Here is a 25,776-nt window from a genome sequence, read left to right as displayed (position 1 = left end):
GAGGGGGCGCGGCCTATGGTTCGACGATGTGCCGCAGATAGGCGTGCGGGTCGGCGAGATAGCGCCGCCAGTGATCCACGACGCCGAGCTCCTGCCAGGCGACCCGGCGCATGCCGTGCTCGCCGACCTCGATGATGTCCGCGCCTGGCAAGGCGGTGAGCAAGGGGGAGTGCGTGGCACAGACGACCTGGCCGCCCTCCTTTGCCAACCGGTCGAGGTGCCCGACCAGCTCGAGGCACGAGGAGAAGGAGAGCGCGGCCTCCGGCTCGTCGAGAACATAGAGCCCCGGGTCGAGGAACTTGCCGCGGAGCGCCGCGAGAAAGCCCTCACCATGGCTGACCGAGTCCGGCGAGAAACCCTCCCGGTCCAGGGCGTCCCACGCGGTTTCGGCCCGCAGGAAGAAGCCCTTGCGGGCCGACCAACTGGTCATCATGCGGCGCCCGCGCGAGGCCGCGTCGAACCTCATCCGCTCGCCGAGCTCCGACTTGTCCCGCGAGGAGGCGTAGCGCCAGTCGTGGGAGCCGCCGTAGGAGTTCAGCCCGAACCCCTCGGCCAGCGCCTCGACCAGGGTCGACTTCCCCGAACCGTTCTCACCGACCAGAAAGGTCACCGGCGCGGTGAAGCGCAGCCCTTCGTCGAGCAGCTGGCGGACACAGGGTACCGACCAGGGCCAGGCGTCCTCGTCGTACGAGGAGAGATGAGCGTACGCGCGTTCGACAATCACTGGACCAGTGTCGCTCACCAGGCGGAAGACGCATGTGATGGCAGATGGCCGGCGTTGCGGAGCCGGCCGGTGAGCCGGGCGTGGACCCGAGCGCGCGGCCCGGAGCGGAGACCAGCGCGCCGGGTGTCAGAAGTGACCGTCGAGCAGCCCCTTCCCCAATGAGGTGATCGTGTGATGGACGGTCTTGCCCCGGCGGTGCGAGGAGATCAGGCCGGCCTCCCGCAGGACGGCCGTGTGCTGGCTGGCGCTGGCCGGTGAGACCCCCAGCCGACGTGCGAGCTCTCCGGTGGTGAGGCGCCCGTCAGCGGCCTCCAGCACGGCCGCCCGCGTACGACCGAGCAGGTCGGCGACGGCTTGACTCTTCGCCGAGCCCCCGAAGACCTCGGCCGCCGCCAGGGCGCTCCGCAGGACGGGGTAGATCAGCATCAGCTCCTCGCTACGCCCGATATACAAGCGGGGCGCGCGGCAGAAGACGGACGGGGTGATCACCATGCCGCTTCCCGTCAGATGGACGTCCGTCCCACGGGCCAACGGCCGGTAGTCCACCTCGAGGAGCGGGGGCTTCCAGCGGATCGCCGGGTGGAGCGAGGACAGCATCTGCCCGATCCCTCCACAGGCCAGGGCGCGCATCGCGGTGTCCTGTTCCCTGTGCAGCGCCGCGCGCATCCGTGGCCAGTGCCGGGCGATCGTGGCCTGGTAGGCGGTCGTCAGCGCCTCGGCCGCATGACGGGCGGCCCGGCCGTCTCCCGTACTGGCGGAGAGCATCCACGGCGGCAGCATCAGTCGTCTGCCGCGGCGGTACAGGGCGAGCTCGTCACGCAAGGGGCGTGGATCGCTGAGAAGGAGGTCGAGCGCGTCCTCCATCTCCGGTGCGGTGCCGACCAGCGTGAACAGGTCCACCATGCGCTGCCTCGCGGGAGCCAGGCCCCGGACGAGGTCCGGCAGGTCCCCGACGGACAGACGTGGCCGAACCCGCGAACGCCAGGAGTCGAAGAGCGCCGCTTCGCCGCTGTGCTGGGCGACCCAGAAGCTCAACTGCGTCTCGGCCAGCGGACCGAGGACGGCGATGCGGATGCGGGCCAGATCCGCGGACGTGAAGTGGACGCGGATCACCGCACGTTCCCCCCGTGTGTGTACATCCGGCCTACGTTTCAGCCTCAGCCGAATCGTGTGGTCTCCGCAGTATGCAGGAGCCAGTCTGTTCTGGACATGCCACCGACCCAGTGCTGACTGGGGCGACGAGGAGGAACGTCATGCGTATGAAGCGAGCGACGAAACGGTTGGGCGTCATCACCGCTCTGGTTGTGGGACCGCTGATGCTGGCCGCCGCACCGGCTCTCGCCGCCTCGGTCTCCAGGAGCTACGGCAACGCCTACAACTCCGGAAACACGATCTACGCCTGCGACACCCGCGAGGACGGCAACGGGGTCTACGCCGAGTACTGGGGCACTGGCACCACCCACGGGTACGTCTGGGACGGCAACGGCTCACAGGCCGGGTGCGGCTCCGCGAGGGTGCCGTCCTTGCGTACTTTCCGTGTCTGCGTGGACGACTTCGGCTCGGACACCTGCTCCGACCGCGTGGGCGTGTGACCGCCCGACTCTCCCGGCCCTCCGAGTAGAGGGACAGGGGGCAGGCGGCGCCGCTCGGCCGCGTCAGCCCGGAGGCCCGTCGGCACCCCGCCGTGCGGGCCTCGCCGGTGACTTCCGCCCTCTCCGCCTCGCGGGGTGATCGGCTCAAATGATGTTCAGTCGTCGTGCCTCGCGGATCCACGACGGGAACTCGGACAGCAGCCGGTCGTAGAGCTCTGTGTCAGGTACGCGGCTGATGTCGTCGACGGCGAAGAATCCGACGTTGTCGACGCGTCGGCCCGGGAGGGTGTCGAACCGTTCCAGTACGCCGTACTGGGCGCGTCCCAGTCCGACGAACTGCCAGAAGACCGGTTCGTCCACCGCCTCGCGCAGCTCGGTCTCGATCTCCTTGTTCCGGTAGACGCCGCCGTCGGAGAAGAAGAGGACCAGGGTCGGTGCTGCCGCCGGGTGGTCACGGACGTATGCCCGCACCTCGGCGATCACCTTCTGCTCCTCGTTCTGGATGCCGACCGCGCGCATGTCCACCTGGCCCGGCAGCAGCCCCTTCTGCGGCTTCTTGCGCCGGAACAGCGCCAGTTCGCCGACCCGGACGTGGTGCTGGAGCCACTGCGGCAGCTCGCCCAGGGTGAGGTCCGGCAGCCGGGCCGGGTTCGACGCGAACGTCCATGCCTGCATTTCACCGTCGTCGTCGAGCTGCGCGGCCACCGCGGCCATCCGCTCCACGACGTCGGCGACGACGCCCTTCGAGTACAGCATCGACATCGACCCGGAGGCGTCCAGGACCAGGATGACGCGCGCGGTCACGCCCTCCGCCCCATGCTTGCGCAGACTGACGGCCACCTGCTCCTTGCGCAGGGAGAGCCGCTTGCGCATGTCCACCGGCAACTGCTCCTCGCCCTTGACGAGCCGCGCGGCGGGGGTCCCCGGGGCAGGGGGCGCGGCGGGAGGGCCGGGCTGAGGCTGAGCCATGTTTGCGAGGGGCGGCGTGGGCGACGCCGGGGCGGCGGGCATGGGAGGGGGAGGAGCTGCGGGCGTGGGCGGGGAGGAAGCCGTCGGCGTGGTGACGGCCGGGTCTTCGTCCACGCTGATCCCGAAGTCGGTGGCCAGCCCCGCGAGTCCGGACGCGTATCCCTGTCCCACGGCGCGGAACTTCCACTGACCGGCCCGCCGGTACAGTTCTCCGCCGATGAACGCCGTCTCCGTCGTCGCCTGCATCTCGAACAACGCCAGCTGTCCGCCCGTCGCGGCGTCGAGCAGCCGCAGCCGCAGGCCGGGCAACTGGCCGAAGGTGCCGCCGTCCGCGGAAGCGCCGAGAACGACCCGGTCGATCTCCGGCTCCAGGGCCTCCAGGTCCACCCCGATGGTGTCCGTCGTCCCGGCACCGTCGCTCCGCTTGCCCAGATGGCGCACGGCACCCGAGGCGTGCTGGGGCTGGTTGTAGAAGACGAAGTCCCCGTCGTCCCTCACCCGCCCGTCGGCGCCGAGCAGCAGCGCCGAGGCATCGGCATCCGGCCCTCCGGGGCTCCCGGACCAGCCGAGCTCGACGTGCACCGCCTTGGCGGCGACGGGAAGGTTGCCGCCTTTGGCCATCGATGTTGCTGTCATGCGCCCAGTCTGCCGTGAGTCGACGTCGCCGGCGTCTCCACCCAGCCACGCGCCCTGGTCAACCAGTGGACCTGCGACACCGGCAGCATCCTCACCACCAGGAAGAACCAGATCTGGCGCCTCCGGGGCCCGCGCTGACCAACCCCCGGCGGCGGGCGCGGTTCTCAGCGAGTGTCAGATCCATCATGCCTGTTCGGAGGCGGTTTCGGTAGGACGGAGCGCACGTCCGTTCGGGCTTGTCGCGGGTGGTGGTCCGCCCGCAGACTCGTCGTCATCCACTCTCCGACGTCCGTGTCGGCATCCGTTCCCGGCTGCCGGCGCGTCGCTGTGCTGTCCCGTCGAGTGACGGGACGGGCCGGAGGGGTGAGGGCACGAAGGGGGATCGATGGATCAGGACATGGTTCTGCGGGCGAAGGTGCAACTGCTCAGCGCGAACCGGCGAGTGGTGCGCGGCGCCGAAGGACTGTGGATCTACCGCCTGCTGACGCAGGTCGAGCCGGAGGTGTACGGATCGAAGTTGGCGTACGTCCTGGTGGAGGCCGGCGCCTCGCCGCTGGTGCGGGAGCTGCCCGGGCAACGGCTGGCCCTGCTGGACGAGGCGGTGGCGGTGGCGACGGCCCTCGACGCCGCGAACCCCTACCGCGCCAAGGTGCTGGCAAGAGCTCTCGCCGCCCGGCGGGAACTTGACGGGCAGCAGGCCATGTAGCGGCGGAGCACGCCGCCGAATCCGATGCGAGTCAGGTCCGCGGCACCCACGGACCTGACGCGACCAACGCCCCCCTGGCGATCAGGCCGCCGCGCTCTCCTCGGCGGCGAACTTCTCCACGAGCTCCTCCGCGCGGCGGTCGAACTCCGCGTACTGAGCCTCCCGTTCGGCGCCGCTGACCGCGTCGCCGACCAGGAGGTTGCCCTCGGCGTCGACGCGCTGAGGGCGCTCCTCCGCGTCGGTGAGAAGGCCGACGGTGGAGCGGGAGAAGCCGCAGTAATAGGCGATGCCCTCGCTCAGAGTGGTCTCGAGGACGGTCCGCATCCCCTCCACGATCGGATCGTCGGCAGTGGCGCCGGCCAGGCCCAGCCACAGGATGCGTTTGCCGGCGAGGCGCGGCTTGCTGCGTCCGTAGGCCAACCCGTAGTTCCATACACGGTCGATCCAGCCCTTGAGGATGGCGGGCACGCTCTGCCAGTACACGGGGAAGACGGCGACGACGGCATCGGCGTCGAGGACGCGCTGCATGTGCGCGTGCACTTCGTCCGAGTACCTCTTCTCCCGGTCGACCCAGTCCGGCTGGTCCGCCACGTTCATCCGAGGGTCGAACCCCTCGGCGTGCAGGTCGAGCAGGTCGACGCGGTAGCCGGCGGCCTCGAGCCGGGCGGCGGCCCGCCTGGCCGTGTGCGCGGTGAGGGAATCGGTGCGGTGGTGTGCGACGACGACAAGTGCTGTGGCACGGCTGTCGTGCTGCGTCACGGTGTCTCCCGGTGGTCTCGGTCGGTCCGATGAACGAGTCCAGTACAGCCCCGACGGCGTAGATGATCCATGGGAGATCCGCTCTGAAACATAGGAGATCGTCTACGATGTGTGCCGTGGATCCTCTGAGTTCGCTGCTGAGCGGCATCCGGGCCGAGGGGTCGGTCGTCAGTCACGCCGTACTGGCGGCGCCCTGGACCGTCCGCTTCGCCGACGCCGCGCCGCTCGTCATGATCAGCGTGCTGCGCGGCGGGGGCACGCTGCTGCTGCCCGACGGCACGGAACGGGCGATCGGCGCCGGCGACACGGCCATCGTGCGCGGACCCGAACCGTTCCACCTCGCGGACCACCCCACTACCGCGCACGGTCCCCATGCCGCGTACGAGATCGCCTGCTTCACCGAGAACGCCGAGTGCGCCGCCGAGGAAATCGGAGGTATCCACTGGGGCGTCGACTCGGAGGAGACGACCGCGCTGATCGTGGGCGCCTACCGCGCCTGGGGCCACCGCCATGAGCGGCTCCTGCGCGCCCTGCCGCCCGTCCTGGTGGTCGAGGAGGACGCCGAGGTCTGTGGCTGGCTGGAGACGGCCGCCGCCGACGCCGCCCAACACTCGGCCGGTTCGCAGGCGTTGATGGACCGGCTCCTCGACTGGGCTCTGGTGTGCACGTTGCGGAGCTGGTTCGGCAAGGCGGGCGCCGACGCGCCCATCTGGTACCGGGGCCTCACCGACCCGGTCCTCGCACCCGCCCTGCAGTCCTTCCACGACCGGCCCGCCGCACCCTGGACCGTGGCCTCCCTGGCCGCTCGCGCCGGGGTCTCGCGGGCACTGTTCGCCAAGCGCTTCACCCTGCTGATGGGCCGTCCGCCGCTCGCCTACCTCACCGAATGCCGCATGGACGAGGCCGAGGTGCTGGCCTGAGCCCCAGCGGCTACCGCGCCACGACGGCCGCAAGTCCGGGTTCCCTCGCGTCGAGGTAGCCGACGGCACGGCGGACGAGGAACACGCTGACCATGGCTGCTTGACCTTGCCGCCGGTGGCAGCGTCGCACGATGACCGGCATGAACAGCACCGTGACCTGTCAGCGCGGGTCGCCGCCATCACGGCGGCGACCCCGGACCACCCAGCGATGTTGTCACCGAGGGACGGCGGACTTCATCAGGTGCGGGTCCAACGCTGGTTGTTGCTGTTCGAGCAGGTGGAGATCTGGATCAGGGTGCCGTTGGCGGTGCCGCCCGCGGCCACGTCGAGGCAGAGGCCGGACTGGACGCCGACGATGGTTCCGTCGGAGTTGAGGCGCCACTTCTGGTTGTCCCCGCCCCAGCAACCGTAGATCTGGACCTTGGTGCCGTTGCCGGTGCCGGCCGCGTCCAGACACTTGTTGCCGTAGACCCTCAGCTCGCCGGCCGAGGTGTACGTCCACTGCTGGTTGGTGCCGCTGTGGCAGTCCCACAGCTGGAGCTGGGTGCCGTCGGCGGTACCGCTGCCGGGCACGTCGAGGCAGCGGCCCGAACCGACGCCCTTGATCGGCTTGGCATCCGAAGGCGGCGTGGGGGTACCGCCGTTGAGTGCGTTGAGGACGGAGGTGTAGGCAGGCTTCTTGCTTCCGTCGCGGTTGAACAGCAGCGGCGAGTGCTCCGGCCGCCAGGAGTCGGAGTCGCGCACACCCCAGACGGTGATGCCGAGGCAGCGCGGGACGGCCAGGCAGTCGTTGACGACGTTGGCGTAGGTCGTGCCCGAGGCGCCCTGGATGTCGAGTTCGGTGATGGCCACGTCGACGCCGAGAGCGGCGAAGTTCTGCAGGGTGGTGCGGAAGTTGCTGTTGTAGGGGCTGTCGTTGTTGAAGTGCGACTGGAAGCCCACGCAGTCGATCGGCACGCCACGCTGCTTGAAGTCCCGGACCATGGCGTACATCGCCTGGGTCTTGGCCCAGGTCCAGTTCTCGACGTTGTAGTCGTTGTAGCAGAGCTTGGCGGCCGGGTCCGCGGCGCGCGCGGTACGGAAGGCCACCTCGATCCAGTCGTTGCCGGTGCGCTGCAGGTTGGAGTCGCGCCGGGCTCCCGAATTGCCGTCGGCGAAGGCCTCGTTCACGACGTCCCACTGGGCGATCCTGCCCTTGTAGTGCGCCATCACGCCATTGATGTGGCCGATCATCGCCTGGCGCAGGTTGCTGCCGCTGAGGCTCTGCATCCAGCCGGGCTGCTGGGAGTGCCAGGCCAGGGTGTGGCCGCGGACCTGCTTGCCGTTCTGCACCGCCCAGTTGAAGACGCGGTCGGCGCCGGAGAAGTTGAACTGACCCCGCTGAGGCTCGGTGGCGTCGATCTTCATCTCGTTCTCGGCCGTCACCGAGTTGAACTCACGGTTCGCGATCGTCGTGTACGCGGAGTCGCCCAGCCTGCCCGAGGCGATGGCGGTACCGAAGTAGCGGCCGCTCTGCGCAGCCGCGGCGCCGAGCGTGCTCTCGGCGGCGTGCGCGGCCGGCGGCGCGACCAGCGCGGCGGCCGCACCGAGCACGCCGACGAACAGCGCCAGCAGCAGGCCGCGGATCTTGCGGCGGACAGCTGGTCCTGGAAGGGCGTACAAGCCCATGACTGTGCCTCCAAGGTAGAGATCACGGAATGGCTGAAGCGCGGGGGAAGGTGTCGTCCGCTTCCGCTCGTCACACGGGCGGGTCGGGTCGGAACCCGGGCGGCACGGAATCACCGCGCATCGCGGTCACGGGGACCGGGACGATCTCATCCGTCGGGGCTGGCAGCGCTGTTTCGACACGAGCATGGGGGAACTCCATTGCGGCTCAGCCGGGGGACCGTCACGCGGCGTCGCGTATCTCTCCGACTGGGCGAAGAGCCAGGATGCGCTGGTGCGAACCTCTCCGGTACACGAAACGGGGTGGCGCAGGAGCATCGGTGCGCGGATCTGTCGTGCAGGCATCCGCTGTGCGGCACGGTTTGCCGACTCGGCCGAGAGCACGGTCTCTGGTCGGCTTCCCGACAGGGATGATTGAGGGATTGACGATGAGTCGTCAATACTCGCCACACAAAAAGTTTCAGCTTTCGCTTCGAAACATTCGGAAACCCGTAGGGCGACTGAAGCGAGCCCTCATCGCCACCGGCCGATGGACGTCATGGGCCTCGGGCCGGCTCCGGAACAGGCGCGCGGACACCTCGGTCGCCGCCCTCCAGCTGCCGTCCTTCGCCTTCCAGGGGTGGCAGGCCCTATGGCGACCGTCGGCGGGACGTCGGCCGGAGTCCCGACCCGCCAAGGTCAAGGAGGGGACCTGTTTGTAGACAGATCGGCCAGAGCTCTTGACCGCAGGGCTCCGCATTCCTAGGTTGTGGCGTCAAAGATTCTGGGAAACATTCGAAAGTTTCGAGACTGTCGCAGGAGGCCCACTGATGTCTCCCGGGCCGACGACGCCCCACCACGCAGGACGCCCTCGGTCATGGCCTTCACTGCCTGCGGCATTCGAGCCCGCCGCAGGTCGTGTCACGCCTCGTCGCGCTGCTTCTTGGCGATGGCCGCGAGGTCGGCACGGCGGACGACCTGTCCGCCCGCCCCCCAGGTCCCGTCGGGCTGCTCGTGCACCAGCACCCATACCCGCGGTGCGTCCGCCGGGGAGAGCCCGGCCGCCGACAGAACGATCCTGGTGGCTTCCGCCACCAAGCCGGCGGTGCCCTCCGCGGAGAGCACTCCCTGCGGAACAGTGACGTCGACGAGGAAACGGGACGCGTCATCCTCGGCGGTGGTCTGCGCCCCTTCGGGCAGTTCGACGAGGTAGCTCCACAACTGGGCTCGGAAGAACGCCGCGTCGGGCGCCCCCTCCCAGTGCAGGAGGGCGGTGGCCAGATCGCGCTGGACGGACTTGCGGCCCTCCTCGGTGAGGGAGTGGGCCGGGGCCGTGAGCCGGATCATCGACATGCCGAGTTCTCCTTGTCGGCCGTACACACCACCCAGCGCAGCACGGCAAGATCTACCACGGTCGTTCATGACCAGGTCGACGCGACGGTGACGTGGGAGACACCCGGGAGGACCTCGGTCCTGAGATCCGCCACTTCATCGCGCGAACGCATCGTAGCCGGTTCGCCCCAGCGTTCGATCACCACCTTCTTGAGGACTCCAGCGCCGCTCCTTCGCAGCACAAGCGCAGGCCGAAGCCGACGAGCCCAAGGCAGCCCTGGAGGAACCCGCATTGTCAGTGGCGGCTGCGAGGCTTGGTCGGATGAACGGCGATGAGCAGCTGCTGAACGGCCGGGTCTACGGCGCGGAGCACGACGACCCCAACCCCGGCCCGCTCCCACACCGGACCTACGCCGAACTGGTCGGCGGACCGCTGGACGGTCTGCTGCTCGACATCCACGGCTGGCGGACCGAAGAAGTCGACGACGGCGTGGCCCTGTCCACCGAACTCGGACGCTGGCCCGGCGGCCGCGCCCTGTACGACCCGCGCCCCGGCGAACCCCGCACACCGGGCCCGGGTGTGAGCTGCCGCTTCTACTACTCCGGTGACACGCCCTGACCGTCATCAGCCCGGCCACGGCAGATCAGCCGCGGCATCGGTGGCTGCTGCTGGACGCAACCAGGGCGCGTGGCGCCGCGTCGATCACTGACGGAACTGCTGACGCACGTTGATGAAGGAGCGAACGATGTTACGGACGAGCGGCCCCCTTGCCTCTGCGATGAGCCGGCGCACGCTGCTTGTGGCCGGTACCGCCACCGCGACGGCACTGCTCACCACCGCGCCCGCCCGCGCTTCGGACGGTGTCACCGGCGGTCTTCGCGCGCTGGAGGAGCAGTACGGGGCCCGCCTGGGGGTCTACGCCCACAATGTCCGCACGGGGGAAACGATCCGCCACCGTGCCGACACGCTGTTCCCGATCTGTTCGCTGTTCAAGACGCTCGCCGCCGCAGCGGTGCTGCGCGACCTGGACCGCGACGGCGAGGTGCTGGCCCGCCGGATTCACTACACCGCGGCCGACCTCCTGGAGAACTCGGACGTGACAAGGGATCACCTGGCCACAGGCATGACGATCGCCGAACTGTGCGACGCCACGATCCGCCACAGTGACAACACCGCGGGCAATCTGCTCCTGCGCGAACTGGGCGGCCCCACGGCGATCACCCGATTCGCCCGGTCCCTCGGCGACCCGGTGACCCGGCTGGACCGGTGGGAGACGGAGCTGAACTCGGGCGAGCCGTGGCGGATCACGGACACCACCAGCCCGCGTGCGATCGGCCGCACCTACGCCCGGCTCGTCCTCGGCGACGCGCTCACCCGGCCCGACCGCGCGCTGCTCACGCACTGGCTGCTGCACAACGAGACCAGCAAAACCCGCATGCGCGCGGGTCTGCCGTCGTCGTGGGCCGTCGCGGACAAGACGGGCGGTGGTTCCTACGGCACCAACAACAACGTGGGCATCGCCTGGACCGAGGACGGCACCCCGCTGGTCTTCTCCCTCATGTCCCGCAAGTTCGACCAGGACGCCGCGACGGAGAACAAACTGATCGCGGACACGGCCCATCTCCTGGCCGACGCCCTGCGTTAGCACCACCTCCCGCACGTCTCCGTCTCCCTCTCCGTCGACAGGCGCCCGGCCCTGATGCGAGCGTCAGGGCCGGGCGCACAGACGGTTCTCAGGAGACGGTGAACATCTGGTGGTCGCCGCCGTCGAACGGGCGTTGCTCCAACTGGTCGCCCTGGGCGTTGCCCGCGGTGAGGTAGAGACCGCTGTGGCGGTTGAGGAACCGGACGCGGCCGTTGCCCGCGTCTTCGGCCAGCCATTCGTCGTTGGTGTTCTCGCCCGCTTCGTAGGTGTACTGGATCGCCTTCGCGCCCGCGTCGCGCGACGCGTACCGGATCACGACGTCCCTGCCACTGGCCTGGTTGACGATCCGCGTGTATCCGTCGCCGAGGGGCACGAACGCGAAGCGCTGGTTGGCGCCGCCGGTGCCGGGCCAGCGGATGATCTCCGCGTCGTTCGCGAGGCTCGCGCTCTTCACGTCGAGTACATGGCTGCTGCCGGCGATGGTCACCGTGCGGTTCCCGGTCGGGAGGGCCGCGACCTTGGTCAGCCTGACCGCATGGCCGCCGTTGGCGACCGCCGGGACGCTCAGTGTGTCACCGGCCTGGATGACCTTGCTGGTGCGGATCAGGCCGTCGGGGCCGTCGGTGGTGATCTCCGCGTGCCAGGTACCGGAGCCGAGGAACGTCGTCGGGTAGCTGATGGTCGTGGCGCCGCCGCGCCTGAGCGCGCCGACGAACCACCGGTCGCCGCTGCGGCGCGCGACGACCCCTCCGGTGAGCGGGTCGCCCGAGACGTACTTCGTCTCGTCCCACACGGTCGGCAGCAGGCGCAGCCACCGCTGTGCCTCGGGACGGGCCTGGTAGTCCGAGATGCGGCCGCCGGGCAGCATGATGCCGCTGTCCAGGAGTACGCCGAGGGCGAGTTCGGCGGCGTCGCTGTTCGGGTTGCCCTGCTGGAAGCTCATCGGCGAGTAGTCGGCCGGGCCGAGGACACCGCGCGTGAACGGCAGGGCGGCCACGTGCCCGATGTTCCGGCCACCGGGGTATTCCTCGCCCCGGACGGCCTCGTTGGTCAGCACGTGCGGCCAGGTGCGGTGGACGCCGACGGACAGGCGCGAGCCGTGCAGGTCGACCATCAGCTTGTAGCGGGCGGTGTCGGCCAGGGCCTCGTCGTACCACTGCTGACGGGCCTGGGCCTCGGAACCCATGAAGTCCATCTTGACGCCGGCGACACCCCACCCAGTGATCTTGGTGAACTGGGTGTCCCGCTCGGCGGCGGTGTCCAGGTCCTGCCAGTGATACCAGAGCATGATCCGCACACCCCGCTCCCGGGCGTAGGTCACGAGCTCGGGGATGATCGCCTGGTTGTCCTTCCAGCCGTCGTCCACCAGGAGATAGGGCCAGCCCTGCGAGGAGGCGTAGTCGGCCCACTGCTTGAGCTTGGTCAGATCGCGCTGGGTGTTCCACATGCCGTCCAGCCATGGCCACGCGGCGATACCCGGCTTGATCCACGAGGTGTCGGAGACCTTCGACGCGGGCGCGACGTCGTCGACCAGGGTGGACTCCACGACCGTCGCCGCGCTGCCGATGGCGGCGGTTCGCCAGGCTGTGGCGAACGCGCCGGACCGCACGATCTGCGCGTCGGCCAGCGCGACGGTGAACCGGTCGGTGCCCTGGGTGTGGGTGAACCGGCCACCCGAGTAGCCGCCGTCCACACCGGACTCGGCGAGCAGCACCCGCGCGCCGTTGGTCTGCTGGGCGTACATGCCCATGTCGTAGGAGCCCGTCGCCACGTCGGCGACCGGAGAGGTCACATAACCCCGCTCGTGATCGGCGCTGAACTCCTGCCGGGACAGCTGGGCGTCGGCCGGCAGATCGAACGAGGTCGCCTCGCGCAGCACCGTCGCGCCCGACGGCAGCTCGTAGCGCAGGGCCATGCCGTCCGCGGAGGTGCGGACGTGCACGGTCATCCGCGCGGAGCCCTTCGCGAACACCAGTCTCGTCTCGGTGGCGGACCGCGTCCGGACGCGGGACTTCCCCGCTTGGACCTCGTAGGTGGAGGTGACGGGCGTATCCGTGCGGCTGACGAAGTCCAGTCCGGTGGTGAAGTCGACCTGGCTGGTCACCAGCCCGATCGGAGCGGGTGTCAGGGCCTGGCGGCAGTTCCAGGTCGCGCCGAGCGAGAGGGCGCCGTTCGCGTCCAGCGCGACGGTGGCGCGTACGCCGTCACAGCCGGTCTGTGCGACACCGGGCTGGACCGAGGTCCAGCTCCCCGGCGTGGCGGCGGACGCGGGCACCGCGGTCACCGTGCCCAGGACGGCGAGGACGGCGGTGGCCGCACCGGCTACTCGGATACCGCTTCTTGGAGGGAGCTTCATACGGCCTTCCTGAGAGTTGAAGGGTGGTCCGGCGCGCGCTCAAGCCGGAGGCCGGGAGAGATCGGCCCTTCTGCGGATCAGGCCCAGGGGCTGACCGCCTTGAAGGAACTGTCGGCGCGGAAGGTGGCGTTGTCCTGGAAGGTGTCGAGGCGCAGCTCGTAGTTGTAGTGGCGCAGGTAGCGGCCGGGGTAGTTGTACGACTCCAGGCTGACCGCACCGGTGGCCGAGCCCGACCGGGCGCAGTAGGTGGCGTCCTTGTCGAAGAGTGTGGTGCCGTTGCTCGCGTCGGCGCGGATCCGGAGGTCCTTGTGGCGCAGGTAGCGGCCGGAGGAGTCACGGAACGAGTAGCAGCTTCCGTCGGCCAGACCGGGGACGATCGAGAAGGTTGCGCCCTGCTTGACCGCCGTCGTGCTGGAGGACGTGACCGGGTCGAGGTAGCCGAGGCTGTCGGAGCGTACGGCGGCGTAGCGGCCGGGGAAGTTGACCGACTGGAGCGAGCGGGTGGTGTTCGTCGGCAGGGTGACGCCGCCGGAGACCGGGGTGATGCCGCTCAGGGTGGGGACGACCTTCTTGATCAGGCCGTCGCCGTCGAACTCCATCCTGTCGATGGTGGTTTCGCGGTGGGTGCCGTCTCCGCCGGGGATGGCGAAGCGGTGGTAGGCGATGTACCAGTCGTCGGTTCCCGGTACCTGCACCACGGAGTGGTGGCCGGGGCCCTTGATGCCGAGCGAGAGGTCCTTCTCCAGGATCACGCCGCGCTTGGTCCAGGGACCGGTGGGCGAGGAGCCGGTGGCGTAGGCGACCCGGTAGTTCTCGTCACGTGTGTCGTTCTCCGACCACATGAAGTAGTAGGTGCCCTTGCGCTTGACGACGAAGGAGCCCTCGCGGTAGCCGCTCGTCGTGATGTCGGTGACCTTCGAGGCGTCGAAGGAGACCATGTCCTGGTTCAGCGGGACGACGTAGCCGTGGCCGTTGCCCCAGTACAGGTACGACTGGCCGTCGTCGTCGGTGAAGACCGCCGGGTCGATCATCTGGCCGGCATGGGCGCCGCGGGCGATCAGAGGCTTGCCCAGTGGGTCCCTGAACGGGCCGGTGGGTGAATCGGAGACCGCGACGCCGATGTTCGTGTCGGCGGAGTAGTAGAAGTAGTACTTCCCGTTCTTCGCGGTCATCGTCGGGGCCCAGGCCCGGCTGTTGGTCCAGGAGATGTCAGGACCGAGATCCAGGATGACGCCGTGGTCCGTCCAGTGGACCAGGTCCTTGGAGGAGTACGCCTTGAACTGCGTACCGCTCCAGTTCGCGAAGCCGTCGGTGGTCGGGTAGATGTAGTAGGTGTCGCCGAAGCGGACGATGTTCGGGTCGGCGGTGAGCCCCGGCAGAACCGGGCTCCTCATGACCAGTGCCTCCACCGTCCAGGTGCGCTTCGTTCCGTCGGAGCCGGTCACCTCGTACGTCACGGGCTCGGTGAAGTCGCGCGGGGTGCCGGAGGCCGGGCTGATCGACCCGCCCTGGACGAGGGTGAACTGCGGGGCGAGCGTGGTGAGGTCCGTGCCCTCCTTCACCGGCAGCGTGATCTTGCTTCGGGCGTCGTCGATGAGGGCGTCGATCTTCAGCGAGGGATGGGTGGCCGCGGTGATGTGCGTGGTGTTCCCGCTGAGTTCGAGGACCTCGCCGGGCGCCAGTGCGCGGTTGTAGACCCTGAAGTCCCGCATCTTGCCCTTGAAGAGCTTGTCACCGCTGTAGAGCGACTTGCCGATGTAGTTGGCCGTGGTGGTGCCGGATCCGATGGAACCGGGGGTGGTGGTGACCGAGGTGTTGCGGGCCACCTCCACGCCGTCCTGGTACAGCACGCCCGTGGTGCCGGTCTGGGTGTAGGTGACGTGCTTCCAGACGGCGCGCGGCAGCTCGGTGGTGGTCCGGGTGTTCTGCTCAGTGGAGAAGGCCCCGGAGGCGATGGCGGTCCGGAACGTGTTGCCGGTGGTGAACAGGTACCCGTTGCCGGCTCCGCCCGCGGAGTTGCCGAAGCCGTAGAGGAAGTACGGCGTGGCCTGGTTGGCGTCGATCTGCACGTCCATCGAGACGGTGATCGAGTTCATGCCGCTCATGACGTTGTCCGGCACCTTGATGTAGGTGTCGGAGCCGTTGAACGTGAGCCCTTCCCCGGAACCGGACCAGCCCGCGGTGCCGTTCACGGTTCCGTTCCGGCCGTTGCCCGAGGCGTCCGCCGCCACGGTGCCCGACGTGGCGTCGAGTTTGTACCAGAGAGCCAGGCCCTCAGTGATCTCCGCTGCCTGGGCGGGAGCCGCTGGGCCGGCGAGGCCCACCAGGAGCGAGACAGCGGCCACGGCGGCGAGAGCGCCCGACCGGAATCTCCTGCGGCCCTGGGGTCTCAGGCTGTGCATGGGTTCACATCCCTCTGAAGAAGACCGAAAGGCACCGCAGAGGTGCCCTGTTGCGTGCGGGTCAGCTCGTCACGCGGAAGGTGGCGACGGCGGCGAACTGGGCGGTGCCGTCGTTGCGGACCAGCTGGAAGTCGTAGTTTGCGTGCCGTAGGAAGCAGCCGGGGTAGTTCACCGACTCGAAGGAGGCGGTGCCGGTGCCCGCCAGGCCGGGCCGCACGTGACCGCTGTCGCGCCGTGCGAGGGGCCTCCCAGCCCTCGACGGACGGTAACCGTCGGTAGCCGACTCCTTTGTCCTCAAGGCGACTTGTCCGATGAATCGAACAACGTTCGTAAGGTCGGGCAGACGCTAAGTGTGGGGAGTGGGGTGCGTCAATACTTCCGGCAGCGGCGCCCGACCGTTCGCGAGGCGGCCGCACGGCATTTGCTCACCCTGCGGCCGCCAGGTGGCCCGCTCGGGTTCTGCCCTCAGACATTGCATGTCTACGGTGGAGCAAATAGCCACTTAAATGACCAGAAGCACATCTTCTGACTCCACCGAGCGCACTTTCATCCACTTACCCGTTGACACAAGGCAGTTACATCATCGAACTTCTTGCGTAACGTCCGGCGCCTTGGAGCCCTGAGGGAGCCCGCGCCCGAACGCCTGGAGACCGAACGTCCTCGGGTTGCCCACCCCCTGCCTCAACCCGAACCACAGTGCTAATGGAACCGGGAGTCAACATGCCGTCAGGAAGACTGTCCCGTCGTGCGCTTCTGGGCGCTGTCGGCGCCGCCGCGGCCACGACCGCGCTGCCCGTGGTGCCCGCGCTGTCGCCCCTGCTCGCGGAGGCGGCCGCAGCGGACCCCCAGACCAACCTGGAGAAGCTGGCCAACATGCGGTTCGGCATGTTCAACCACTTCAGCCTGGGCACCTTCACCAACCAGGAGTGGGCCGAACCCAACCAGAACCCCGCGTTGTTCGCCCCCACGGCCGTGGACTGCGCGCAGTGGGCGGACGCTGCCGCGGCGGCGAAGATGAGCTACGGCATCCTGACCACCAAGCACCACGACGGCTTCGCGCTGTGGCCGAGCGCCTACGGCACCCAGAACGTCGCGAACAGCTCCTACAAGCAGGACGTGGTGAAGGCGTACTGCGACGCCTTCCGCGCGAAGGGGCTCAGGGTCGCGTTCTACTACTCGATCTGGGACCGCACCTTCGGCGTCGAGGCATGGGAGAGCCGGCACAAGGTGTCCGGCCTCGAGATCACGGACGCCATCCAGCCCGGCGACATGACCTTCATACTCGGTCAGATCACCGAGCTGCTCACCAACTACGGCACCATCGACATGTTCATCACCGACGGCTACGCATGGCAGATGGGCCAGCAGGCCGTCTCCTACCAGCGCATCCGCGAGCACGTGAAGTCGCTCCAGCCGGACATCATCATGATCGACCACGGTGCCCTGTCGGTGCCGTGGCTCGGCGACGCCATCTACTTCGAGGAGCCGCTGGGCGTCTCGGCGCCGGCCGGCAACACCTACGCCGCCACGCAGGGGCAGACGATCAGCAACGGCTGGTTCTGGCATCCCGCCACGCCGACCGAGGGCCTGATGAGCAAGGACGCGATCCTCTCCCACCTGGCGGACCTGGAGCCGAAGTACACCTCGTTCATCCTCAACTGCCCGCCCAACCGCAACGGCAGGCTGGACACCAACATCGTCAACCGGCTCGCCGAAGTCGGGGCGGCCTGGAGCCCCGACACCTCCAGGCCCCCACTGCCCGCGCAGCCACTGCGCGCCGAGCATCCCGTGACACCCGTCAGCGCCTACGCGACCGGGTTCCGCGACCGCGAGGGACCGCTGAACGCCATCGACGGGCTGAGCGACAGGAACTACGAGACCTGCTGGTCGACCTGGGGACTGCCCTCCCCCCTGCCGCACTCGATCACGATCGACCTGGGCGGGGTGTGGAGCAACGTCTCCACTCTGGAGTACCTGCCCAAGCAGTGGAACCGCACCAACGCCACCGACGGCGACATCACCTCGTACACCATCTCCACCAGCACCGACGGCACGAACTTCACCCAGGTCGCGACCGGCACGTGGGCCGGTAACCGTGCCCCCAAGGTGGCCGAGTGGTCGGCCCGGAACGTGGGCTTCGTGCGGCTCCAGGCCAACGCGGCCACCGGCGGCTACGCCAACATGGGCGGCGTTCACATCGGCGGCCGTACGGCCAAGCCGGCACTGGTGTCCACCACGCTGCCCGGAGACGGCACCACCTACCGGCTGGTGGCCCGGCACAGCGGCAAGGTCGCCGACGTGAAGGGCAATGGCACGGCGAACAACACCCCCGTGCTGCAGTGGCCGTGGCTCAACAAGGCGAACCAGAAGTGGACCTTCACCCACACCGGCGACGGCTACTACAAGATCAAGGGTGTGGGCAGCGGCAAGCTCATGGAGGTGTCGGGTCTCTCCCGTGCCGACGGCGGCGGCGTCGGCATCTGGTCGGAGGACGCGGTCCCCCAGCAGCACTGGGCCGTCACACCCACCGGTGACGGCTACTACGTCCTCATCAACCGCTACAGCGGGCTCTGCCTCGCCGTCGACGAGGGCAGCACCGCCGACGGAGCCAACATCGAGCAGCAGCCGTACGCGTCACTGACGCGCCAGCAGTGGCAGATCATCGCCCTCTGACCACCCCGACGGCGGGCGTCGAGTCCACCGACGCCCGCCATCGCTGCTGAGGCGGGGTCGCGCGGAATGGTCCCGGCGGGCGCGGCGTCGCAGCAAGCACCACGATCGAATGCCGCACCGTCACTCCGGTCGACGAGCGGGATCGACATCGGGAGCGACATGTGGACCGACATCGGGATCGGCTTCTTCGGGGCGGAAGCACGCCGTCACCGTCTTGCCCTGCCGTTGGCACCTGATTCCCCACTCGTCGGCGAGGGTCCGCACGATGGCCACTCCGCGGCCGGAGACCTCACCCGGCTCTGGTTCGCGCTGGCGCGGCAGTGTCGGGTCCTCGTCGTGGACACTCACATGGAGGCAGTCGCCGTCCCAGGTGAGGACCAGGTGTGCGTCGCTGTGTGCGTGGACGTGCGCGTTGGTGATCAGCTCGGACACCGCCAGCACGACGGAGTCCACGGTGTGGGGCTCGGCGGCGGCCCAGGGCAGGGACTCCAGACGCCTGCGTGTCCACTCCCGCCCCGCGCGTACCCCCTTCGACATCGGGAACGAGTGCGCCCACCCCATCGCCTTCACCGCCACTGCTCCGACTCCTTCCCCGTCAGCCATCCCGGCGCGTGCAAGCACCGTGTACCCGGCACCCGACGCGACAGGCATGGGAAGCCCCCGTCCCACCAGCGGCACAGCACCCGCACACGCCGAACGCCGCCCCCTTGGTCCGAGCCGAGACCGGGATCAGGCCGCGGCGAGCTCCCGTTCGCGGTCCGGCGTCTTGACCTTCGGCTTCTTGTTCGGCAGCGACAGCCGGAAGACCTTGCGCCACGCGGAGAACACCTGCTTGGGCAGCGGCCCGCTGACGTACTCCAGCTCGTACTTCTCGAACAGCGCGCGCACCTTCACCGCGACCTCGGCGTACCGGTTGCTCGGCAGGTCAGGGAACAGGTGGTGCTCGATCTGGTGCGACAGATTGCCGGTCATGAAGTGCATGGCCTTGCTGCCGCTGATGTTCGCCGAGCCCATCATCTGGCGCAGGTACCACTGGCCGCGCGTCTCGCCCTTGATCGACCGGCGCTCGAAGACCTGCACGCCCTCGGGGAAGTGCCCGCACATGATCACCGAGTGCGACCAGATGTTGCGGACCACGTTCGCGGTGAACGTGGCGGCGAGCGTCGTGAGGAACGACGGACCCGACAGCAGCGGGTGGATCACGTAGTCCTTGAGCACCTGCTTGCGGATCTTGCGGCCCACGGCCTTGGCCTGCGCGCGGAACTCCGGGTTCTTGCGACGGCGCTTGCGCAGGTTCTTGCCGAGCTGCAGATCGTACGCGGCGATGCCGTACTCGAAGAAGCAGGCGTTGATGAAGTTCCACAGCGGCTGACCGAGGTGGAACGGGTACCACTTCTGGTCCTCGTCGACGCGCATGATGCCGTAGCCGAGGTCGTTGTCCTTGCCGATCACGTTGGTGTACGTGTGGTGCAGCTCGTTGTGCGAGTGCTTCCACTGCTCGGCCGGCGAGGCGTGATCCCACTCCCAGGTCGTGGAGTGGATCTTCGGGTCCCGCATCCAGTCCCACTGGCCGTGCAGGATGTTGTGGCCGATCTCCATGTTGTCCATGATCTTCGCCACGGACAGACCGGCGGTGCCGATGATCCACGCGGGCGGGAAGAACGAGAACAGCAGCACACCCCTGCTGACCAGCTCCAGCTTGCGCTGCGCCGAGATGACCTTGCGGATGTAGGCGGCGTCCTTCTCGCCGCGGCTCGCGATCACCTCGTCGCGGATCGCGTCCAGCTCGCGGCCGAGCTCCTCGATCTGCTCCGCGGTCAGATGGGCGGTGGGGTCGATGGCGGTCAAGGTGCTCCTACCGTTCGATGTCGCAAGGGCCCGCCGTGGCGGACACGCAGGTCTGGATGAGGACGCCCGGCTCGGCCTCGGTGATCTCGCCGGTGCGCAGGTCGCGGACGGCGCCCGCCTTGAGCGGAGTGACGCAGCCGAAGCAGATGCCCATGCGGCACCCGGACGGCATGAGCACGCCGGCCTCCTCGCCGACGTCCAGCAACGGCGTCGCGCCGTCCGCGTCGACGGTCCTGCCGGTGGTGCTGAACGTGACCTCGCCACCGGCTCCGTCGCCGGCGACGACGACGCTGGGGCGGAAGCGTTCGGTGTGCAGGCGTTCCGCGACGCCGTGCCTGCTCCAGTGCTGCTCGGCGGCGTCGAGCAGACCCGCGGGACCGCAGGCCCAGGTCTCGCGCTCCGCCCAGTCGGGCACGAGCTCGTCGAGGCGGGCGATGTCGAGCATGCCGTCGGTGTCGGTGTGCAGCTCGGTGAGACGCAGCTTCTTCTCCGCGACCAGGTCGTGCAGATCCTTGCGGAAGATCACGTCGTGGGGCTGTGGCGCGGAGTGGACCATGACGGCGTCGTCGAACTCGGTGTCGCGCAGCATGCCCATCACAGGCGTGATGCCGCTGCCGGCCGTCAGATAGAGCACCTTGGCGGGCTTGGCCTGCGGCAGCACGAAGTCACCGGTCGCCTGGTCGAGGTGGATCAGCGTGCCCGGTTTCACCTTGCGGACCAGATGGTTGCTGACCTTGCCGTCCGGGATCGCCTTCACGGTGATCGTGACGCGGCCGTCCTGGCGGTCGGTCGGCGAGGTGAGCGAGTAGGCACGCCACAGGCGCACTCCGTCGACATCGATCCCGATGCGTACGTACTGACCGGCTGTGTGGCCGCGCCAGCCCCGTCCCGGCCGGATCACGATGGTCGCGGCGTCAGCCGTCTCCGGGTGTACGGCCTCGATGCGCCCCCGCAGGTCGGCGCCCGCACGCAGCGGGCTGACCAGGTCGAGGTAGTCCGACGGCAGCACCGGCGTCGTGACCATCTCCAGCAGTTTCCACGCCCTACTACGGAGGGCTGTACTCGTCATGACTCCAGCTTGATGCGCCGCAGGGCGTAAAGTCCTGACCGTAGGACGTGAATCTGGTCCGCTGAATTGTTCGCAGGGAACAAAACATGAGCCAAGCAATCCGGAGAGCCACCGAACTGGCCCTCGATGAGACGACGGTCACCGCACTGCGGGCCGAGCTGAGGACCACCGCCGACGAGGTCGTCCAGGCGATCATCGACGAGGTCCCTCCCTACGCCAACGCCCTTTCGGGCAGCATGGGCGGCACCATCCGCCGAGCCGTCCGCACCGCCCTGGGGCACTACCTGGACCTCGCGAGCGGGAACGCCACGGGCGGTGACGCCGGTGACGCGGCCTACGAGCTGGGCCGCGGCGAGGTGCGCGACGGCCGTTCGATGGACGCCCTGCTCAGCGCCTACCGCGTCGGCGCCCGCGTGGCCTGGCGATGCCTGGCCGCGGGGGCCGTACCCGCGGGTCTGCCCGCCGCCGAGGTCGCCAAGTTCGCCGAGCTGACCTTCGCCTACATCGACGAACTCTCCGCCGCCAGTGCCGCGGGTCACGCCGACGAACTGGCCGCCCGGGGCAGGGCCCACGAGCGCCATCTGGAACAACTGGTCCGCGATCTCCTCGCCGGCGCGAGCCCGGACGTGCTGCTGGCCTCTGCTCAACGGGCAGGGTGGCAGCCTCCGGTTTCACTGACCGCGGTCCTGCTGCCCGCCGCCGATGCCCGGCCCGCCTACCGTGTTCTCGACCCGAGCACCCTCGTCCTCGACGATCTGCCGGACGCCTTCGGCGTGCTGCTCGTCCCCGATGCCGACCGACCACATCTCCTGAGGCAGCTGACCGGCCGCACCGTCGTGGTCGGCCCGGCCCGGCCATGGACCCGTGCGTCCGCCTCGTACGCGCGTGCCGTACGCGCGCGCTCCCTCTCCTCCGACATCCGCGACACCGAGGAGCACCTGCCCGAGCTGGTGCTGAGCGCCGACATGGACGCGTTCGCCGACCTGCGTGCCCGAGCCCTGGCACCGCTGCGGACCCTGCCCGTCGCGACCGCGCGGCGGCTGGAGGAGACGTTGCGGGCGTGGCTGCTGCACCAGGGCAGACGGGAGGAGGTCGCGGCGGCGCTGTTCGTCCATCCCCAGACCGTCCGCTACCGGATGACGCAGCTGCGAGAGCTGTTCCCGGACCTCGCATCGCCACAACGGGTCCTCGAACTGACGCTGGCGGTCGGTCTTCGGGACAGCTGACACGTTGTTCACCCGGTCCGCAGAGGATTCGGAAAACCTGCGCGCGACGACCGGGTATCCCTGCCGGTGCACCGAAACCACCCCGGCCCACCCAGGCCGCCCCACATCACAAGACGGAAACCAAGCCCGGCCGAACCCGAATGGCAAGCACCAACCGCCCCTGCGTTGCCACGATGCACCCCATGGATGTCGAGAACCTCAGCGGGCTTCAAGTGGACCGCGCGGACCCATCGGACTGGGCCACGCTAGCCAAGATTGATTCCGTCGCGGCAGCAGGCGACCATGCACGACGGGACAGCATCCGGCGCTGGTGCGAACAGGGTGTGGTCCTCATGGCACGAGACTCAACGGGACCTTTGGGTTACAGCGTGCTGGAGTACAGCTTTTTCGGGCAGGGCTTCGTCACCATGCTGATGGTCGCCCCCAGTGCCCGTCGGCGAGGTGTGGGCGCACGCCTCGTCACGGCCGTCGAGACGGTCTGCACCACCGCGAAGCTGTTCACCTCGACCAACGTCTCCAACCACCCCATGCAGCGGCTCCTACAACGCGCCGGCTGGCACCCGGTCGGTCTGCTCCACGGCCTCGACGAGGGAGATCCCGAACTCTTCTACCTCTGCCCAAGCAGTCGACTCCGCGACGCCACGGTCATCGGAGGTTGAACAAGCTGAGACCCTGCTGGGCGAACGCGAAACCGTGCACAGGATGGTTCAGCACCGGTCGTGCTTCGGCCGACCGGCTCGGCACACACCGGCGCACGCGCCGCGGAGTACGGAAATGGCGGCCGCCGTACTCCGCGGGCCGCCGTACTCCGCGGGTCACCGTACTCCGTGGGCGTGTTCGCCAGGCGTCAGGGCGTCATCTCGTACGCCCCCGACAGAGCTTCCACGCGCTGCCAGACCCGCTCCGAACGCGCCCCGTCGACGACCGGCCGCCGGACCGCGCCGAGCGCCCAGAGCTGCTGCTCCTCGGTCGCGGAGTCCTTGCCGTGCAGTTCGACGGCATGGGCGGAGAAGTCCCGCACGAGGACGGCGAACAGCTCGTCGAGCACGTCCTCGTCGAGGTCCGACAGGGCTGCCTGCTCCAGGACCAGCTGCCCGTGGACGACGAGCGCGAAGAGCTGCCCGACGGAGAGGAGCAGATCGAGATCCCGGCTCTGCTTCTCGTCGGGCGCGGCCTTGAGCACGAACTCGCAGAGCGCGTCGGCCTGTTCCCGGAACCGGGCGACGTTGGGCAGGTGGGCGTACGTGTCGAAGGCCGGCCGCCAGTCGTGGAAGCGCACCGAGCCGAGACCGCGGGCCGGCCCCTGCCGGAAGAGGAAGACGTCGTCGGCCGCGTCGAGCCGGGTGGGGACGGGCGCGTACTCCGCCGGGTCGAGCAGGTGGTTGCGCATGAACTTGAGGATCAGCGCCAGGTTGACGTGGACGGTGCCCTCCAGCTTCGGCAGGCCGCGGATCTCGACGGCGGCCTGGGCGAAGTAGTTGTCCTTCTCGAAGCCCTTGGCGGCGATGACGTCCCACATCAGGTCGATGACCTTCTCGCCCTCGGTGGTCACCTTCATCTTCGTCATCGGGTTGAAGAGGAGGTAGCGGCGGTCGTCGGGGCCCGCGGTGCGGAAGTAGTCGACGGCACGGTCGCTGAACAGCTTCATCCCGACGAGCCGGACGTACGCGTCGGCCAACTCCCGCCGCACGTGCGGGAAGGCGGTGACGGGACGGCCGTACAGGATGCGGTTCTGCGCGTGGGTGACGGCCTCGTACATCGCGTGCTCGCAGATGCCGATGGAGGCGGTGCAGAGGTTGAACTTGCCGACGTTCACGGTGTTGAGGGCGGCGTCGAAGGCGGCGCGGCCGGTGTGCAGGACGTCGTCCGGGGCTACGGGGTAGTCCTCCAGGCGGAACTCGCTGACGAACTTCGAGGAGTCGACGACGTTCTTGACCAGGTGGTACGCCGGGTGACGGCTGTCGGCGGCGAAGAAGACATAGCCGTCGGGGCCCTCGATGTCGGTGCGGCGGCCGAAGACCGAGACGAGCCCGGCCGCGTTGCCGTTGCCGATGTAGTACTTGGAGCCGGTGGCACGGAAACCGCCCGTACCGTCCGGCTCCAGAAGCATGTCGGTGGAGTAGATGTCGGCGCCGTGCGCCTTCTCGGACAGACCGAAGGCGAACACCTCACCCCGGGAGAGCAGTTCGGCGGCGCGATCACGGGCGGCGGGGTTGTCGCTCTGCCAGACCGGCCCGAGTCCGAGGATGGTGACCTGCCACGCGTACCAGTAGTCGAGGCCGTAGAAGCCGAGTATCTCGTTGAGGGCGGCGATACGGGCGGTGTCCCAGCGCTTGTCGCCCTCGCCCTCCGCGGCGGCGGAGGCGGGCGTGAGGAACGTCGCGAACAGCCCTTCCTCGGCCGCGAAGGCGAGGAAGTCGCCGAGCCAGGCACGGGACCGGTAGTCCTCGATCAGCCGGCGCTTGCCTCGTTCCTCGAACCAGTCGACGGTGGCGCGCAGCAGCCTGCGGGTCTCCGGGTCGAAGTGCGCGGGGTCGTAGGTCCGCGGGTTGAAGAGCAGCGCGTCGGTCATGAGTGCCGCCTTTCGGTTGAGGGTTGCGGGTTGATGGATGAGGGCGAGTGCGAACGCATGCCCGGGGCATGTCTGGGGGCACGTTCCGGGCTTACGTTCCGGGACGACGTTCTGGGGGCCGGCTCGGCCGGTCAGTGACCGGGAGCGAAGCCGGCGAGTGTGGCGAGGACGTCGTCGAGCCAGGCGATCATCATGCGTTCGTACGCGATGCCGCCGCGCAGGACGACGTGCTGGAGTTCCCGTTCGGCGTCGATCGGGCCGTCCGCCGGAGGATCCCCGAAGTCGCGGGCCGCGCCCGCGAGGTAGTGCTCCAGGCGGTCCGTGTGCGCCTGTCGGTGTCGTTCGACCTCACTGATCAGGGCGGCCGGGTCGTCGAAGGCGGCGCCGCGGATCTTCACCGCGAGGTCGTGCCGGACGCTGTCGGGCTCGGTCGGTTCGTGGAGCCACGCGGAGAGCGCCTCCCGTCCGGGCCCTGCCACGGAGTACTCCTTCTTGTCCGGGCGCCCGTACTGCGGGACCTCGCGGACGTCGACCCAGCCGTCGCTCTCCATCCGCTTGAGCACGCGGTAGATCTGCTGGTGGGTGGCGGTCCAGAAGTATCCGATGGACCGCTCGAACCGCCGGGCCAACTCATAGCCGGAGCCCGGCTTCTCCAGCAGGGAGACGAGGATCGCGTGTTCGAGCGCCATGGGCACGATCCTG

The 25,776-nt window shown here is 69.0% G+C and carries 20 protein-coding genes and 4 pseudogenes; 8 read left to right on the top strand and 16 right to left on the bottom strand.

What is annotated here, in order from left to right; translation table 11 throughout:
• Positions 1–13: 13 nt before the first annotated feature.
• Entirely contained in the window at positions 14–724 is a 711-nt protein-coding gene (locus tag M8J73_RS21935) for an AAA family ATPase (protein WP_055539142.1), read from the bottom strand.
• Between the two features lie 126 nt (positions 725–850).
• Positions 851–1,837: an ArsR/SmtB family transcription factor gene (locus tag M8J73_RS45280; protein WP_055539143.1), complete on the bottom strand. Its 987-nt coding sequence runs from the start codon at positions 1,835–1,837 to the stop codon at positions 851–853.
• 140 nt (positions 1,838–1,977) lie between these two features.
• On the opposite strand from M8J73_RS45280, the gene M8J73_RS21925 reads away from it, so the two are divergent.
• A complete protein-coding gene (locus M8J73_RS21925) occupies positions 1,978–2,316 on the top strand; it encodes a hypothetical protein (protein WP_055539144.1) in 339 nt (112 codons plus the stop codon).
• A 144-nt stretch (positions 2,317–2,460) separates the two neighbouring features.
• Here the strand turns inward: M8J73_RS21925 and M8J73_RS21920 are convergent, their stop codons facing one another.
• Positions 2,461–3,921 carry a VWA domain-containing protein gene (locus tag M8J73_RS21920; RefSeq protein ID WP_249828961.1) on the bottom strand — a complete coding sequence of 487 codons (1,461 nt, stop codon included), beginning with the start codon at positions 3,919–3,921 and terminating at the stop codon, positions 2,461–2,463.
• Positions 3,922–4,306: 385 nt separating this feature from the next.
• Between M8J73_RS21920 and M8J73_RS21915 the strand changes: the two genes are divergently transcribed.
• Positions 4,307–4,627, top strand: a complete 321-nt coding sequence (locus M8J73_RS21915) for a hypothetical protein (RefSeq protein ID WP_055540015.1) — start codon at positions 4,307–4,309, stop codon at positions 4,625–4,627.
• Between the two features lie 81 nt (positions 4,628–4,708).
• Here the strand turns inward: M8J73_RS21915 and M8J73_RS21910 are convergent, their stop codons facing one another.
• Positions 4,709–5,386, bottom strand: a complete 678-nt coding sequence (locus M8J73_RS21910) for an NAD(P)H oxidoreductase (protein ID WP_055540016.1) — start codon at positions 5,384–5,386, stop codon at positions 4,709–4,711.
• A 116-nt stretch (positions 5,387–5,502) separates the two neighbouring features.
• On the opposite strand from M8J73_RS21910, the pseudogene M8J73_RS21905 reads away from it, so the two are divergent.
• Positions 5,503–6,300: pseudogene (locus M8J73_RS21905) on the top strand (AraC family transcriptional regulator); the annotation flags it as partial.
• A gap of 16 nt (positions 6,301–6,316) precedes the next feature.
• Here M8J73_RS21905 and M8J73_RS44865 read toward each other — a convergent pair.
• The 3 genes from M8J73_RS44865 to M8J73_RS21895 all read right to left on the bottom strand — a co-directional run bounded on the left by M8J73_RS44865 (position 6,317) and on the right by M8J73_RS21895 (position 9,303).
• A complete protein-coding gene (locus M8J73_RS44865) occupies positions 6,317–6,448 on the bottom strand; it encodes a hypothetical protein (protein WP_274757719.1) in 132 nt (43 codons plus the stop codon).
• Positions 6,449–6,543: 95 nt separating this feature from the next.
• Positions 6,544–7,974, bottom strand: coding sequence for an endo-1,4-beta-xylanase (locus M8J73_RS21900; protein ID WP_055540017.1), 1,431 nt, complete (start codon positions 7,972–7,974; stop codon positions 6,544–6,546).
• Between the two features lie 897 nt (positions 7,975–8,871).
• Positions 8,872–9,303 carry a tautomerase family protein gene (locus M8J73_RS21895; RefSeq protein WP_055540018.1) on the bottom strand — a complete coding sequence of 144 codons (432 nt, stop codon included), beginning with the start codon at positions 9,301–9,303 and terminating at the stop codon, positions 8,872–8,874.
• Between the two features lie 301 nt (positions 9,304–9,604).
• Here M8J73_RS21895 and M8J73_RS21890 point away from each other — a divergent pair, with 301 nt between their 5' ends.
• A complete protein-coding gene (locus M8J73_RS21890) occupies positions 9,605–9,901 on the top strand; it encodes a hypothetical protein (RefSeq protein WP_055540019.1) in 297 nt (98 codons plus the stop codon).
• Positions 9,902–10,028: 127 nt separating this feature from the next.
• Positions 10,029–10,928 (top strand): class A beta-lactamase, encoded by a 900-nt coding sequence (gene bla, locus M8J73_RS21885; RefSeq protein WP_055540020.1) that lies wholly within the window; start codon positions 10,029–10,031, stop codon positions 10,926–10,928.
• Between the two features lie 88 nt (positions 10,929–11,016).
• Here bla and M8J73_RS21880 read toward each other — a convergent pair whose 3' ends face one another.
• The 4 genes and pseudogenes from M8J73_RS21880 to M8J73_RS21865 form a co-directional block, all read right to left on the bottom strand.
• A complete protein-coding gene (locus tag M8J73_RS21880; RefSeq protein ID WP_055540021.1) occupies positions 11,017–13,284 on the bottom strand; it encodes a glycoside hydrolase family 97 protein in 2,268 nt (755 codons plus the stop codon).
• Positions 13,285–13,361: 77 nt separating this feature from the next.
• Positions 13,362–13,769, bottom strand: a pseudogene (locus M8J73_RS45900) (AbfB domain-containing protein); the annotation flags it as partial.
• 45 nt (positions 13,770–13,814) lie between these two features.
• A pseudogene (locus tag M8J73_RS21870) lies at positions 13,815–15,596 on the bottom strand (family 43 glycosylhydrolase); the annotation flags it as partial.
• 163 nt (positions 15,597–15,759) lie between these two features.
• Positions 15,760–15,903 (bottom strand): annotated as a pseudogene (locus tag M8J73_RS21865) (AbfB domain-containing protein); the annotation flags it as partial.
• 503 nt (positions 15,904–16,406) lie between these two features.
• Between M8J73_RS21865 and M8J73_RS21860 the strand changes: the two are divergent.
• Positions 16,407–18,359 (top strand): RICIN domain-containing protein, encoded by a 1,953-nt coding sequence (locus M8J73_RS21860; protein WP_055540023.1) that lies wholly within the window; start codon positions 16,407–16,409, stop codon positions 18,357–18,359.
• 120 nt (positions 18,360–18,479) lie between these two features.
• Here the strand turns inward: M8J73_RS21860 and M8J73_RS21855 are convergent, their stop codons facing one another.
• The 3 genes from M8J73_RS21855 to M8J73_RS21845 form a co-directional block, all read right to left on the bottom strand.
• Positions 18,480–18,935 (bottom strand): ATP-binding protein, encoded by a 456-nt coding sequence (locus M8J73_RS21855; RefSeq protein WP_107424018.1) that lies wholly within the window; start codon positions 18,933–18,935, stop codon positions 18,480–18,482.
• A 153-nt stretch (positions 18,936–19,088) separates the two neighbouring features.
• Positions 19,089–20,207: a fatty acid desaturase family protein gene (locus tag M8J73_RS21850; protein WP_055540024.1), complete on the bottom strand. Its 1,119-nt coding sequence runs from the start codon at positions 20,205–20,207 to the stop codon at positions 19,089–19,091.
• Positions 20,208–20,214: 7 nt separating this feature from the next.
• Entirely contained in the window at positions 20,215–21,276 is a 1,062-nt protein-coding gene (locus tag M8J73_RS21845) for a ferredoxin reductase (protein WP_055540025.1), read from the bottom strand.
• 86 nt (positions 21,277–21,362) lie between these two features.
• On the opposite strand from M8J73_RS21845, the gene M8J73_RS21840 reads away from it, so the two are divergent.
• Together M8J73_RS21840 and M8J73_RS21835 are read left to right on the top strand one after the other, a co-directional pair.
• Positions 21,363–22,502, top strand: coding sequence for a PucR family transcriptional regulator (locus tag M8J73_RS21840; RefSeq protein WP_055540026.1), 1,140 nt, complete (start codon positions 21,363–21,365; stop codon positions 22,500–22,502).
• A gap of 182 nt (positions 22,503–22,684) precedes the next feature.
• Positions 22,685–23,161 carry a GNAT family N-acetyltransferase gene (locus tag M8J73_RS21835; RefSeq protein WP_055540032.1) on the top strand — a complete coding sequence of 159 codons (477 nt, stop codon included), beginning with the start codon at positions 22,685–22,687 and terminating at the stop codon, positions 23,159–23,161.
• Positions 23,162–23,349: 188 nt separating this feature from the next.
• Here M8J73_RS21835 and M8J73_RS21830 read toward each other — a convergent pair whose 3' ends face one another.
• Both M8J73_RS21830 and M8J73_RS21825 read right to left on the bottom strand, forming a co-directional pair.
• Positions 23,350–25,074, bottom strand: a complete 1,725-nt coding sequence (locus M8J73_RS21830) for an acyl-CoA dehydrogenase family protein (RefSeq protein ID WP_055540027.1) — start codon at positions 25,072–25,074, stop codon at positions 23,350–23,352.
• 131 nt (positions 25,075–25,205) lie between these two features.
• On the bottom strand, positions 25,206–25,763 hold the full coding sequence (locus tag M8J73_RS21825; RefSeq protein ID WP_055540028.1) for a PadR family transcriptional regulator: 558 nt from the start codon (positions 25,761–25,763) through the stop codon (positions 25,206–25,208).
• Between the last annotated feature and the right edge of the window lie 13 nt (positions 25,764–25,776).

Origin of the sequence: Streptomyces neyagawaensis, assembly GCF_023516595.1 — a bacterium.
GTDB lineage: Bacteria > Actinomycetota > Actinomycetes > Streptomycetales > Streptomycetaceae > Streptomyces > Streptomyces neyagawaensis.
The sequence above is the reverse complement of the archived record's forward strand: the minus strand, read 5'-3'. Positions and strand labels throughout refer to the sequence as shown.

What these genes read in the sequence shown, in the direction of transcription:
- M8J73_RS21890 (WP_055540019.1), top strand. Translation starts at nt 9,605, where the DNA reads ATGAACGGCGATGAGCAGCTGCTGAACGGCCGGGTCTACGGCGCGGAG.
- M8J73_RS21880 (WP_055540021.1), bottom strand. Translation starts at nt 13,284, where the DNA reads ATGAAGCTCCCTCCAAGAAGCGGTATCCGAGTAGCCGGTGCGGCCACC.
- M8J73_RS21825 (WP_055540028.1), bottom strand. Translation starts at nt 25,763, where the DNA reads ATGGCGCTCGAACACGCGATCCTCGTCTCCCTGCTGGAGAAGCCGGGC.
- M8J73_RS21915 (WP_055540015.1), top strand. Translation starts at nt 4,307, where the DNA reads ATGGATCAGGACATGGTTCTGCGGGCGAAGGTGCAACTGCTCAGCGCG.
- M8J73_RS21845 (WP_055540025.1), bottom strand. Translation starts at nt 21,276, where the DNA reads ATGACGAGTACAGCCCTCCGTAGTAGGGCGTGGAAACTGCTGGAGATG.
- M8J73_RS21830 (WP_055540027.1), bottom strand. Translation starts at nt 25,074, where the DNA reads ATGACCGACGCGCTGCTCTTCAACCCGCGGACCTACGACCCCGCGCAC.
- M8J73_RS44865 (WP_274757719.1), bottom strand. Translation starts at nt 6,448, where the DNA reads ATGCCGGTCATCGTGCGACGCTGCCACCGGCGGCAAGGTCAAGCAGCC.
- M8J73_RS21835 (WP_055540032.1), top strand. Translation starts at nt 22,685, where the DNA reads ATGGATGTCGAGAACCTCAGCGGGCTTCAAGTGGACCGCGCGGACCCA.
- M8J73_RS21860 (WP_055540023.1), top strand. Translation starts at nt 16,407, where the DNA reads ATGCCGTCAGGAAGACTGTCCCGTCGTGCGCTTCTGGGCGCTGTCGGC.
- M8J73_RS21925 (WP_055539144.1), top strand. Translation starts at nt 1,978, where the DNA reads ATGCGTATGAAGCGAGCGACGAAACGGTTGGGCGTCATCACCGCTCTG.
- M8J73_RS21895 (WP_055540018.1), bottom strand. Translation starts at nt 9,303, where the DNA reads ATGTCGATGATCCGGCTCACGGCCCCGGCCCACTCCCTCACCGAGGAG.
- M8J73_RS21920 (WP_249828961.1), bottom strand. Translation starts at nt 3,921, where the DNA reads ATGACAGCAACATCGATGGCCAAAGGCGGCAACCTTCCCGTCGCCGCC.
- M8J73_RS21840 (WP_055540026.1), top strand. Translation starts at nt 21,363, where the DNA reads ATGAGCCAAGCAATCCGGAGAGCCACCGAACTGGCCCTCGATGAGACG.
- M8J73_RS21900 (WP_055540017.1), bottom strand. Translation starts at nt 7,974, where the DNA reads ATGGGCTTGTACGCCCTTCCAGGACCAGCTGTCCGCCGCAAGATCCGC.
- bla (WP_055540020.1), top strand. Translation starts at nt 10,029, where the DNA reads ATGTTACGGACGAGCGGCCCCCTTGCCTCTGCGATGAGCCGGCGCACG.